The 12448-nt window shown below is 74.6% G+C and carries 8 protein-coding genes and 1 pseudogene; 3 read left to right on the forward strand and 6 right to left on the reverse strand.

What is annotated here, in order from left to right; all coding sequences use genetic code 11:
• Positions 1-133 precede the first annotated feature (133 nt).
• The 3 genes and pseudogenes from ACZ6ZR_RS08930 to ACZ6ZR_RS08940 all read right to left on the reverse strand — a co-directional run.
• Positions 134-2794: pseudogene (locus ACZ6ZR_RS08930) on the reverse strand (amino acid adenylation domain-containing protein); the annotation flags it as partial.
• A gap of 163 nt (positions 2795-2957) precedes the next feature.
• The gene (locus tag ACZ6ZR_RS08935) at positions 2958-4718 is read right to left on the reverse strand and encodes an ABC transporter ATP-binding protein (protein WP_465640884.1); all 1761 of its coding nucleotides are present in this window, start codon (positions 4716-4718) and stop codon (positions 2958-2960) included.
• The gene (locus tag ACZ6ZR_RS08940) at positions 4715-6520 is read right to left on the reverse strand and encodes an ABC transporter ATP-binding protein (RefSeq protein ID WP_465640886.1); all 1806 of its coding nucleotides are present in this window, start codon (positions 6518-6520) and stop codon (positions 4715-4717) included. The genes ACZ6ZR_RS08935 and ACZ6ZR_RS08940 overlap by 4 nt, the downstream gene beginning before the upstream one ends.
• A 322-nt stretch (positions 6521-6842) precedes the next feature.
• Here ACZ6ZR_RS08940 and ACZ6ZR_RS08945 point away from each other — a divergent pair, with 322 nt between their 5' ends.
• Positions 6843-7487 carry an excalibur calcium-binding domain-containing protein gene (locus ACZ6ZR_RS08945; protein WP_465640888.1) on the forward strand — a complete coding sequence of 215 codons (645 nt, stop codon included), beginning with the start codon at positions 6843-6845 and terminating at the stop codon, positions 7485-7487.
• 103 nt (positions 7488-7590) lie between these two features.
• Here ACZ6ZR_RS08945 and ACZ6ZR_RS08950 read toward each other — a convergent pair whose 3' ends face one another.
• Entirely contained in the window at positions 7591-8148 is a 558-nt protein-coding gene (locus ACZ6ZR_RS08950) for a hypothetical protein (protein WP_465640890.1), read from the reverse strand.
• A 124-nt stretch (positions 8149-8272) separates the two neighbouring features.
• Between ACZ6ZR_RS08950 and ACZ6ZR_RS08955 the strand changes: the two genes are divergently transcribed.
• A complete protein-coding gene (locus tag ACZ6ZR_RS08955) occupies positions 8273-8746 on the forward strand; it encodes a DUF397 domain-containing protein (protein WP_465640892.1) in 474 nt (157 codons plus the stop codon).
• A gap of 70 nt (positions 8747-8816) precedes the next feature.
• Here ACZ6ZR_RS08955 and ACZ6ZR_RS08960 read toward each other — a convergent pair whose 3' ends face one another.
• Together ACZ6ZR_RS08960 and ACZ6ZR_RS08965 are read right to left on the reverse strand one after the other, a co-directional pair.
• Entirely contained in the window at positions 8817-9593 is a 777-nt protein-coding gene (locus ACZ6ZR_RS08960; protein WP_465640894.1) for a class I SAM-dependent methyltransferase, read from the reverse strand.
• 540 nt (positions 9594-10133) lie between these two features.
• Positions 10134-11351 (reverse strand): MFS transporter, encoded by a 1218-nt coding sequence (locus tag ACZ6ZR_RS08965; RefSeq protein WP_465640895.1) that lies wholly within the window; start codon positions 11349-11351, stop codon positions 10134-10136.
• Between the two features lie 71 nt (positions 11352-11422).
• On the opposite strand from ACZ6ZR_RS08965, the gene ACZ6ZR_RS08970 reads away from it, so the two are divergent.
• Positions 11423-12445 carry a GlxA family transcriptional regulator gene (locus ACZ6ZR_RS08970; protein WP_465640896.1) on the forward strand — a complete coding sequence of 341 codons (1023 nt, stop codon included), beginning with the start codon at positions 11423-11425 and terminating at the stop codon, positions 12443-12445.
• Positions 12446-12448 lie beyond the last annotated feature (3 nt).

Below are 12448 nucleotides of genomic sequence, written 5' to 3' on the forward strand. Positions count from 1 at the left end.
CCGCCGCGGCCCCGCCCCCCGGGCCCGCTCGCGGCTGTCCGGGCGGGGGGGCTGAGCGGACGCACAATGGGGGGCGCCCCGGGGTCCGTGCTGACGGACCCGGGGCCTCCCCCCTTTCTGCTCAGGTTTCTGCTCAGGCCCGGGCCAGGAGTCCGGCGAAGCCGGCCACCGTCGGGGCCTTGAACAGCATCCCGACCGTCACGGTGCCGCCCAGCGCCTCGCGGACGCGGCCCACCAGGCGGATCGCGTCGAAGGAGTTGCCGCCCAGCCGGAAGAAGTCGTCGTGGATGCCGGCCCCGGGGGCGGAGAGCACCTCGGCGAAGAGGGAGCGCAGCAGCTCCTCGGTCGCGTCGCGCGGAGCGGTGGCCGGGCCGGCCCGGTGGCGCCGGGGCGCCGGGAGGGCGGCCCGGTCGAGCTTGCCGTTGGCCGTCAGCGGGAGCGCGTCGAGGACCATGAACCGATGCGGCGTCATCTGCGGCGCCAGCCGCAGCTCGGCCTCGCGCCGGACGTCCTCGACGAACAGCTCGGGCGCCGACCAGCCCGGCTCGGTCTGCTCGGCCGGCTCGGGCGCGGCGGTCTCCGGGTGGTTGTCCCGGAGGGCGTAGACGGTGACCAGGCCGGTCTCCGAGAGCATCGACAGCCCCTCGACGGTGACCCGGAACCCCCGCTCCGCCAGGTGGGCGCGGATCCAGTCGATCCGCCCCGGGGTGTCGTGCACCTCGATCACCAACTGCCGTACCAGCGGCCAGTGTTCGGGCCGGAGGCCGAGCAGCACCTCGCGCTCGCTCTTCTCCGCGTCGATCTTGAGCAGGTCGATCCGCTCCACCCCGGTCTCGTCGATGACGTCCGAGAGGGTGCGCAGCTCGCAGGTCACCTCGGTGTGCCGCAGCCGCTCGGTGAGCAGACCGTCGAGGTCCGCCGCGGCGCCCTCCGGGAGACCCTCCCGGACCTGGCGCTCGTTGCGGACGAAGGCCTCCAGCACGCCGCGCTCCTCCTCGGCGTCACCGAACCGCCCCGACATGATGGAGAGTTGGGGGTAGTAGGTGAAGGAGGCGCTGCCCGCCGCCTCGGCGAGCCCGCAGTTGTGCAGCCTGGCGTCGACGCCGTGCAGCCGGGTGTTGAGCCCGAGCATCCGGAACAGCTCCGGTATCGGCTCGAAGGCGTGGACCACACTGCCCGGGCGGGAGCGGGCCACCGCGAGCGAGAAGAAGCCGATGTGGGCGCCCACGTCGAAGACGCAGGCCCCGGTCGCGGGGAGCTCGATGCCGTGCGTCAGGTACTCGTCCTCCTCGAACACCTCCCGGTGCAGGAAGTCCGCCTCCGCGCGGTTGGGGGCCACCACGGCCATCCCGTTCGGCAGGACGTGCAGCTCCTCGCGGTCCAGCTCCCCGGCCGCCTCCATTCGGCACAGGTTCCGCAGCGCGGCGCCCCGGACCGGGTCGGGCACCAGGTAGGCGGTCAGCCTGGTCTCCCCGTTCTCGTCCGGACCCGCCGTCACCACCGCGTCCGCGACGGCCTCGTGCCGGGCCAGCGCCGACTCGATCTCGCCGAGCTCGATCCGGACCCCGCCCACCTTGACCTGGTGGTCGTTGCGGCCCAGGTAGTGCAGGACGCCGTCGGCGTCCTGCCGGGCGAGGTCGCCGGTGCGGTACATCCGGCTGCCGGGAGGGCCGTACGGATCGGGGAGGAAGCGCTCGGCCGTCAGCCCCGGCCGGTTGACGTACCCCCGGGCCAGCTGGACGCCGGCGATGTAGAGCTCGCCCGTCACCCCGGGCGCGACCCGCCGCAGGTCCTGGTCCAGGACGTGCATCCGGGTGTTCCAGACCGGAGTGCCGATCGGCACCGGGCCGGGCGGGTCGGAGGGGCCGCAGGGCCAGTAGGTCACGTCCACGGCGGCCTCGGTGGGCCCGTACAGGTTGTGCAGCTCGACAGCGTGCGGCCGGGCACCTTGCGGCTCGGCGCCGAACACCTCGAAGAAGCGCGACCGCAGGGCGCCCGAGAGCGCCTCGCCACTGGCGAACACCCGGCGCAGCGAGCCGCACCCGGCCGCGCCGGGCTCCTCCAGGAAGAGCCGCAGCATCGACGGGACGAAGTGCACCGTGGTGATCCGCTCGGCCCGGATCAGCTCGGCGATCCTGGCCGGGTCACGGTGCTCGTCCGGCCCGGCCAGGACCAGCCGCGCGCCCACGCACAGCGGCCAGAAGAACTCCCAGACGGAGACGTCGAACCCGGCGGGCGTCTTCTGCAGGACGTGGTCGTCGGCGCCCAGCGGGTACTCCGCCTGCATCCAGCGCAGCCGGTTGACGATCGCCTCGTGGGTGACGGCCACGCCCTTGGGACGGCCGGTGGAGCCGGAGGTGTAGATGACGTAGGCGGTGTTGGACGGGAGCGGCGGGGACAGCGGGCCGCCGTCGGCGGGCCCGCCCTGCTCCGACAACCGCCGGACGTCCTCGACGCCGAGCGTCAGCAGGGGCCTCGCGTCCTCGGTCATCTCCCGCACCCGCTCGGCGGGCAGCAGCGGGTCCACCGGCAGGTACGCGGCCCCGGCCTTGTGCACGGCGTACAGGGCGACCAGCAGCTCCACCGAACGCGGCACCGAGACCGCCACGATCGTCTCGGGCCCGGCCCCCTCGGCCACCAGCGCGCGCGCCAGCCGGCCGGCTCTGGCGTCCAGTTCGGCGTAGCTGACGGCCGTTCCGGCGCTGACCAGCGCCACGGCCTCCGGGGTGCGGGCCACCTGGGCGGCGAAGAGGCCGGGCAGGGTGTCCGCGGCCGTGCCGTGGGCCGAGGTGTCGCTCATGACGTCACTTCCCAACGTTGTTCGGACCGGTCGTCGGGAACGGGGCACCGACGGGACCGGGATGGATCAGGCGCCCGGGGGTGGTGGGCGCACGGCGCTGCTGCGGGGCCCGGTGCGCCCGGGGCCCGCTCTGACGAGTGCTCAGCCTGACGGGTGCTCAGCCGCGGCCCCGCCAGGACCGCCAGAGCTCCGCGTACGGGCCCTGCGCGGCGAGCAGTTCGTCGTGGGTGCCGAGCTCGACCACCCGGCCGTCCTCCATGACGGCGACGCGGTCGGCGTCGTGCGCGGTCTGCAGGCGGTGCGCGATCGAGACGACGGTGCGGTCGGACCGGACGGAGGCGACCGCCCGCTCCGCCTGACGGGCCGTCGCCGGGTCGAGCAGGGAGGTGGCCTCGTCCAGGATCAGGGTGTGCGGGTCGGCCAACTGGACCCGGGCCAGGGTGAGTTGCTGGGCCCGGGCGGCGTCGAGCTCCAGGGCGCCGGAGCCGAGCACGGTGTCCAGGCCGTCCGGCAGGTCGGCGGCCCAGCCGGCCTCGACCGACCGCAGGGCCGCGAGCACCGCCTCGTCGTCGGCCTCCGGCGCGGCCATCGTGAGGTTGTCGCGCAGGGTGCCCATGAAGACGTGGTGCTGCTGGGTGATCAGCACGATCCGGCTGCCCAGCGTGCCCGCCGCGGCGAGCTCGGCCACCGGCACGCCGCCGACCAGGACGTGGCCCCGGTCCGGGGCGTCCAGGCCGGAGAGCAGCTTGCCGAGGGTGGACTTGCCCGCCCCGGAGCGGCCGACCACGGCCAGCCGCTCGCCGGGCCGGACCCGCAGGTCGAGGTCGCGCAGGACCTCCTGGCCGGGGGAGTAGGAGTACGCCGCGCCCTTGACCTCGATGAGGTCGTCCACGGGCGTCGGCACCGGGCCGTCGGAGCGGGCCGAGACCAGGCCGACGCCCTTGATCCGGGCGAAGGAGGCGCCGCTGCGCTGGAGTTGCTCGACCCAGATCAGCATCTGGTTGAGCGGGTCGACCAGCTGCCAGACGTACAGCGCGGACGCCACCACCACGCCGAGCGGGAACGCGCCGTCCAGGTAGCCCAGCCCGCCCACGGTCAGCACCAGCGCGAGCGGGAGGGTGTGGGCGAACTCGGTGAGCGGGAACAGCACGGTGCGCAGCGAGAGGGTGCGCATCCCGGCCCGGTAGGTGGTGTCGACGGCCCGGTCCAGGGCCTCGTCGCGCAGCGCGCGCAGCCCGTAGGCCTCGATGGTGCGGGCGCCCTGCGCGGTGGAGCCGAGGATCTCGGCGACCTCGCCGGCGGCCGCGCCCTCCGCGAGGTAGGCGTCCCGCGAGCGGGCCAGGTACCAGCGGCTGACGGCCAGCACCACCGGCAGGCCCAGCAGCGAGCAGAGCCCCAGCACGGGGTCGAGGAGGAAGATCGCGGCGAACACGAAGACCACCTGGACGGCCGCGATGAACATGTCCGGGGCCGCGTTGCGCAGGGTGGCCGCGACGGTCGCGACGTCGACGGTGGTGCGGGTGACCAGGTCACCGGTGCCGACCGCCTCGGCGGTCCGTCCGGGCAGCGCGAGGGTGCTCTCCACCACCTCCTCGCGCAGCCGGGCGAGCGCGCGCTCGCCGAAGCGGTGGGAGAGCAGGCGGGCCCAGCGGGTCAGCAGCAGCTGGGCCAGCGAGAAGCCGAGGACCGCCGCGGCCAGGCGGTCGACGCCGGAGACCGAGAGTCCGTGCTCCTCGACCCCGGTCACGATCCGGCTGAGCAGCCAGGGGGCGGCGGCACCGGCCGCCGCGGCCAGGCAGGTCAGCAGCAGCATCGCGGCGAAGGCGCCCGGGTCCTCGCGGAGCAGCTGACGGCAGGCCCGGCGGACCGTCCTGGCATCGGCGACCGGCAGGCGGGGCGCCTCCGCGGAGCGGCTCATCGGGACTCTCCTTCGGGGAGCGGCGGGGTGGTCGTGGTCTCGGTCGCGTCGGTGGTCGCGGTGCCGGGCTCCGCCTCGCCGCGGAACACCAGGGCCGCGTAGTCGGGCCGGGCGGCCAGCAGTTCGGCGTGCGGGCCGGTGGCCCGGACCGTGCCGTCCACCAGCCAGACCACCTCGTCGGCCCGGTCGAGCACCAGCGGCGAGGTGGTGACCACCAGGGTGGTCCGCCCCTCGCGGTGGGCCGCCACCCGGGCGGCGACGGTGGCCTCGGTGTGCGCGTCGAGGGCGGAGGTGGGCTCGGCCAGCAGCAGCACCTCGGGGTCGGCGAGCAGGGCGCGGGAGAGCTGCAGGCGCTGGCGCTGGCCGCCGGAGACGTTGCGGGCCCGGTCCTCCAGGCGGGTGTCGAGACCGTCGGGGAGCGCCTCGACGACGTCCTCGGCGGCGGCCGCCCGCAGCACCTCCAGGACCTCCGCGTCGCCGCGGCCGGTGCTGCCGGAGACGGCCGAGCCGAGGCGGCCGGGGAAGAGGTAGGCGTCGTTCCCGGTGAGCAGCACGTGGCGCCGCAGCGCGGTGCGGTCCCACCCGGAGAGCGGGTGGCCGCCCCAGGAGGCCTCGGAGCCGGTGTAGCCGGCCAGGCGCTCCAGCACGGCGGCCGGCTCCTCGGGGCGGGCGGCGACCAGGGCCGTCAGCTTCCCCGGGGCGAGGGTCAGGCCCGATCCGGGATCGTGCAGCGCGGCGGGGGCGGGCGGCGGGTCGAGGCGGGCGCGGTGGTCCGCGGGGTCCGGGGCGAGCGCCAGGACGGCCGTCACCCGGCGGGCGGAGACCAGCCCGCGGGGCAGGTCGTCGGCGCCCTCGATGAAGGAGGAGACGGGCACCAGCAGGGTGGCGACGTAGCCGTAGACCGCCACCAGCTCGCCCACCGTGATGTCGCCGCCGGCGGCCATCCGCGCGCTGATCCACGTCACCGCCGCCAGGAAGACCATCGGCAGGCAGGCGGTGAGCGCCTGGACCCAGCTGGTCAGGGCGGCGATCCGGTACCCGAGCGGCACCAGCGCCTGCGAGCGCTCCCGGTACCGCCGGGCGAACAGCGGCTTGCCGCCGATCCCGTTGAGCACCCCGAGCCCGGAGGCCATGTCCCCGGCCAGCGCCGTCAGCGCGCCCTGGTCCTCCCGGTAGCGGCCCTCCGCGCCGTGCAGCCTGCCCAGCAGCGGGCCGACGGCCAGCGCCAGCGCGGGCACACCGAGCAGCACCACCAGGGCGATCACCCCCGAGATCCGGACCAGCAGGACGGCGGTGGCCGCGTACGCGATCACCGCGCCCACGCCCGGCCCGGTGATGGTCAGGGTCTGGGCGATCCGGCCGACGTCGCCGGCCTGAAGGTGGGTCAGCTCCCCGGCCGAGACCTTGCGGGGCAGCGCCGCGCCCAGCGCGGTGACGTGGCGGGTGACCACCTGGACGGTCCGGTAGGCCGCGTCGATCCGCACCTTGGTCATGGTGCGGTGGCGCAGGATGCCGAGCACCGCGATCGCGGCCCCGGCGGCCACCAGGGCCCCGGTCCAGAGGAACAGCATCCGTTCGTCGCGCGCCCGGAGCCCGTCGTCGATGGCCCGCGACAGCAGGTACGGCGGCAGCATGAGGGCGCACATCCACGCGGTGCCCAGCACCGTCCCGAGCAGCACCCGGCGGCGCTGACTGGTCGTCAGCCACCACAGGTACCGCAGCGGGCTCCGGTGATCCGGCACGCCGGGGAACTCGTACGGGACTCGGCGTGCGCCTTCGGGCAGGTTCGGCCCGTGGATCATTTCGGTCGTCCTTGCATGGGAATCGGAATGCGCGGCGCGGCCCCCATATTCTTTGTCATGTCGGCGTCTTGTCAACGGTCTTCCGGACTTTGGGTGCCGCTGGCCAGCGAGGATGGCGGGCGGGACACGGTCAGTCGACGAACTGGACGATTTCCCGGAACGGTTTGAAATGACGTCTCGTCACGCCCCGGCGAGCGGCTCCGGCGACCGGCTCCTGTGACCGGGCGCACGGCGGATCGGGGACTTCGGGCCCGTCCGCCGGGGCAGGGGCCGCACGTACGGTTCCACGGAACGCCGTCCGACCCCGAACGATGGACCTGCAGTGAATCCGTACGATCAGCCCGCCCCACCGACCGTCCCGTCGTCCGTCCCGCCGCCGCCCGGACCCCGGAGTTTCGCCAACCGACTGGTGCGGGTCGCGGCCCTCGTCCTGGTGCCCCCGATCGCGGCCGTCTGGCTCTGGGGCTCGCGCCGCCTGAACGTGGTGGCCAAGGTGCTGCTGACCGTCTGGTGCGTCTTCGCCTCGCTCATCTGGCTCGGTGCGATCATCGGGCCCACCGAGAAGGACACCGGCACGCCCGGGACGCCGTCCGCCACCACCACGGCGACGGTCAGCGCCACGGCCACCGCCACCGCCACGGTGACCGCGACCGTCGCGCCGAGCCCGAGTCCGAGCCCTGTGCAGGAGACCGCCCCGAGCCAGGAACCGGTGCCGGCCGCTACCGCCGCTCCGACGCCGGAGCCCGCCCCGACCACGCCGCCCGCCGCGCCCCGCGCGGTGGCGACCACGCCGCCCGCCGCGCCCCGGGCCGAGGCGCCGACCGAGGCGCCCAAGGGTGGCGGCTCGGCGTACTACGCCAACTGCACGGCCGCCAAGGCCGCCGGTGCCGCGCCGCTCCACCGAGGGGAGCCGGGCTACCGGCCGGCGCTCGACCGCGACGGTGACGGGATCACCTGCGAGAAGTGACCCGCCTGCCGCGCCCGCCGCGCCTGCCGCGCCTGCCGCGCACACCGGCCCGGTGGGCCTGACCGACCGTCAGGCCACCGGGCTCTCTCATGCTCTCTCGTGCTCACTTCCAGACGGCGAAGGCCTCGTCGTCCTTGCGGCGCAGCAGACCGCCCTTGACCCACTCCACCTTGGAGGGCGTGGCGGTGGAGCCGGTGGCGGAGAGGTAGACGACGCAGGCCTGGTAGCTCTCGCCCGCTCCGGCCTGCTTGAACTTGGCCGAGTCGTGCGAGTCGAGGCACTTGTCGAACTTCGGTGTCTCCTTGTAGCTGAGCTTCCCGTCCGCCCCGACGATCGGCTCCGGGAAGGCGGGCATGATGCTCAGCCGGGTCAGCAGGTCGCCGCCCGCCGTGACGTCGAAGGAGGGGCTGGTCACGTCCCCGTCGGCGGTCTTGGTCACGCGGTAGTGCAGGTAGTAGGGCGTGCGGCCCTGGTACTTGGACGCGTCCTTGAGCACGGACAGGTCGGCGGTGCTCCCGGCGACCACCCGCTCCACGCTGACCTCGATGTTGTCCTTCTTGGCGCCGCTGCCGTAGGACAGCTCCTGGGTGTCGGAGCAGCCGGCCAGCAGGAGCGTGGCGGCGGTGGCGGCGAGGACGGCAACTGTGCTGCGGTTCTTCATGGTTCCCCCTGTGGCAGTGGTCGAGCGGAACGTTTCTACCGCAGGGTGGGGGCCGCCCGCCCCCGCCGGGCGCGGTCGGAGATGAGGATCACATGACAGGCCGGGCCAACTGGTGCGCCGGGCCATGGCCTTGGCCTGGGCGGCGGACCGGAGGGCGGCCGGCTGGCTGCTGGTGTGCCAGGTGCTGTCGGGGGTGTTCGAGGCGCTCGCCCTGTACGCGACCACCGGGACGCTCGCCGCGCTGCTGGCGCCCGGCCCGGTCGGCGGTCACCTGCGGGCCGCCGCACCGTCGTCGGGCCTGCTGGTCGCCTCGGCCGGTCTGCGGGCGGTCCTCGGGATCGCCGTGGTGGGGCTGTCCGGCCGGGTCTCGCCGAGGATCAACCGGGAGGCCGACCTCGCGCTGCTCGCGGCGGGTTGCGCCGCCGAGTTGAGCGCCTACGACGAACCCGCCTACTCCGACCGCTGGGAGGCCGCCGCCCGCGGCGTCGTCCCCGTCCGTGACAGCAAGGACCCGGACGGCCCGGCGCTGGTGTTCCCCGCCGGTGCGTGGGCGGCGTTCGCCGGGGCCGTCGCCGCCGGGGAGTTCGGCGCGGTCTGACGGCCCGTCGGGTGGAGGAGCAGCCTCCGTGCCGGCCCCGTGGTGGGGTGGGTGCGGGGGCTGTCGTGGTTCAGGAGCGCGGTGCCCGTGCGGTGAGCAGGGGTTGGAAGAAGGAGCTCTCCTCGGGGGTGAGCCAGGCGGGGGCGGTGAGGCCCGACTCGGTGGCGAGGTCGGTCAGTTGCCGCTGGGTGAGGGCCCAGTACGTGGTGCGCCGCACCTTGGTGTCCCAGCCACCGTCCTCGGGGAGCAGCTGGAAGTGCTCCAGGGCGTAGCGTTCGCCGTCCTCGTGCCAGTCCCAGAGTTGGAAGGTGACGGTCCGGCTGCTGCCCGACCCGTTGACCTGAGGGGCCGTCGAGGCGGGGCGGGTGCTCCGGATCTGGTCGTAGGGCCGGGTGCTGACCAGGAGCAGGCCCTCGCCGCGCAGCACGCGGCGCATCTCGCCGAGCGCCGTGCGGACGTCCTCCGCGGTGAGCAGGTGCGGCAGGGCGTTGTCGGCGCAGACGACGACGTCGAACGTGCCGTCCTCGAACGGGAGGGCCCTCATGTCGGCGGCCCGGGTGGGGAGTTCGAGCCCGCGTTGTGCCGCCTCCCGCCCCGCCCGCTCGGCGGCGGCAGCACTCAGGTCGGTGCCCGTCACTCGGTGGCCCCGTAGCGCGAGGCCGATCGCCTGGGTCCCGATCCCGCACGCGCAGTCCAACACCGTGGCCGGATCCGGGCCGAGGGCCGAACGGATCACCGCGTCCAGCGCGGCGCCCTGGCGGACCACCGAGCCCTCCCAGTCGCCGTAGATGAGGTGGTAGTCGTCGGCGAGCTGGTCGTAGAACCGCGCCACTGAAGTGTCGTCCATGGCAGGCAGGTTACCCAGGTCAGGTGGTCCAGGTGGTCCAGGTGTTCGCGCCGTGCCGCGGTGGTGCCTGACCCGGGCGGGCGGGCTGCCACCACCTGCGCTGCTCCGTCCGACCGTGCGCCGGCTCGGCGTTCCGCTCCGGGAGACGGGCGCCATGTGCCAGCAGGTGGTCCCGCACAGTGCGGCCTCGGCTCCCTTGGACAGGCCGAGCACCGAGAGCCGCTCGACCCGCTCGGCCTGGAGCCGGTCCAGCGCACGGGTGAACGTCTCGACCGGGACCTCGCAGATCCCCGGTGGCTGCTCTTCGCCTCCGTACCAGCGGAGCCCCAGAGCCACCAACCCGGTGCGCGCCAGGAGCCGACAGCGTTCCACCGTGCCGGGACCGTAGGAGCCGTGCAGGACGAGTACCCCGGCCCGGGCACCTGCGGCCGGACGTACGAGCACCCCCTCCAGGGCGCCGGTGATCTCCTGCTCGACGATGTCCATGTCCCCCCGTAGATCGTTCCGGGAGAGTCTGCCAGTACCCGAGGCGCCTGCGGCTCACGGTGCGCGGCGGAGGGTGCGGACGGCCGGGATGGCGAGGAGGGCGGCGGCGCCGGCGAGGCAGGTGGCGGCGGAGACGAACAAGAGGCTTGTGGGTGACGCCAGTCGGGTCGCGGGGCCGGCGAGGAGTTGGCCGAGGGTGATGCCGGAGATGGAGCCGGCGAGTTCGTAGGCGGAGACGCGGTTGAGGACGGTGGGCGGGGTGTGGGTCTGGACGCTGGTGGCCCACATGACGGACCAGAAGGCGAGGGCGGCGCCGCCGAGGGTGTGGGCGGCGAGGAGGAGCGGGAGGGAGGTGGTGAGGGCGACGCCGAGGGGGAGGGCGGTGTAGAGGGCGAGGACGGCGGCGCCGGCGGCGAGGGGACGGGTGGGGCGCAGGCGGAGGGCGAGCAGCCCGCCGAGCACGGTGCCGACGCCGAGGAAGGAGACGGTGAGGCCGTAGGTGTCGGGGCCGAGGCGGGCGCCGATCAGGGCGGAGCTGAGCGGGACCAGGGGGCCGAAGAGCAGGAGGCCGTAGAACAGCCAGATCAGGATGACCGACCACATCCACGGTCGGTCGCGGAACTCCCGCCAGCCTTGGCGTAGGTCGCGGAGGAGCGAAGTGCGGGGAATGGACGGGGAGTCGGGGAGGCGGAGGAAGGCCAGGCAGAGGGCGCTGAGCAGGAAGGTGGCGGCGTCGATCGCGTAGACCGCTCCGGCGTTGGTGAGGGCGAGCAGCAGGCCGGCCAGGGCCGGGCCGAGGAGGTGGGCGAGGGCGTCGGCCACCTTGAGGGTGGCGTTGGCGCGGTGGGGGTCGTGGGCGACCAGGGGGACCATGCCGTTGACGCCGGGGAGGAACATCGCCACCGCCGCACCGGCTGCCGAGGCCAGCGAGACCAGCAGCCAGAAGGGTGGCGGGCCGGCGAAGAAGGCGGCGGCCAGGACGCCCTGGGTGCCGACCCGGACCAGGTCCGCCCCGACCATCATCCGCCGCGCGCCGAAGCGGTCGGAGAGGACTCCGCCGAAGAGCACGAGCAGGACGAAGGTTCCCGTCCAGGCGCCGAGGACGGCGCCCACGCCGGACACCCCGTACAGGGCCCCGACCGCCAGGGCGGCGGCCACCGGCATCATCGCGTCGCCGAGGAGCGAGACGGACCGGGCGGTGAAGTAGAGGGTGAACCGCCGGTCCCACAAGGGAGGTTGGACGGTTGGACGGGTCAGCTGTGCAGTGGTCACGGGATCGATCTTGGCTTGGACCGGGAGAGCACCCCAGTGTCCGGAACGACATGATAGGGTACTTTCCCGCCATGACGACGAGCCGGACCGAGAAGTCCACCGCGCCGCACCGGGTGGTCGCGCTGCTCGAACCCCCGCAGTCGGCCTTCCTGTTGGGCTGTGCCTCGGTGGTGTTCGGGAACCACGCGGACCGCTACGCCTTCGAGGTCTGTGCGGAGCGGCCCGGGGCGGTGCGCAGCGAGGCGGGCTACGACCTGCTGGTCACCGCCGGGTTGGAGGCGCTGGAGCGGGCGGACACGGTGCTGGTGCCCGGCTGGGGCGGAGCGGAGGTGTCGGAGGCGGTGTGCGCGGCGCTGCGGCGGGTGCACGGGCGTGGCGCGCGGGTCGTCGGGCTCTGCTCGGGGGCGTTCGTGCTCGCCGCCGCCGGGCTGCTGGACGGGCGTCGGGCGGCGACGCACTGGGCGCGGGCCGCGGAGCTGGCGGTCCGTCATCCGCGGGTGCGGGTCGATCCGGCCGTGCTCTACGTGGACCACGGGGACGTGGCCACCAGCGCCGGTGCGGCGGCGGCCGTGGACCTCTGTCTGCACCTGGTGCGCACCGACCACGGAGCGGCCCACGCGCTGCGGATCGCACGGCAGTTGGTGATGCCGCCGCACCGGGAGGGGTGCCAGTTGCAGTACGCCGAGCTGCCGAGCGAAGGGCCGGTCGCGGACTCGCTCGCGCCGCTGCTGGAGTGGCTGTCCGGGCGGCTGGACCAGCCGGTGAGCGTGGCGGAGATGGCGCAGCGGTCCCAGATCTCCGCGCGGACGCTGACGCGGCGCTTCACCGAACAGCTCGGCATCAGCCCCGGCCGCTGGCTGCTGGACCGGCGCCTGGCCGCCACCCGCGCCCTGCTGGAGGAGACCGACCTCCCGGTGGAGACCATCGCCCACCGCGTCGGCCTCTCCTCGGCGGTGAACCTGCGCCGCCGCTTCCACGAGGCCCTGCGCACCACCCCCGCCGCGTACCGCCGTGCCTTCCGAGCCGGCGGGGACGGCGGGGACGGCGGGGACGGCGGGGAGGACCGGGAGGGGGTGGGAGCGCAGGTCGGTTGAGGG

It is taken from the genome of Kitasatospora sp. NPDC088742 (assembly GCF_055584905.1).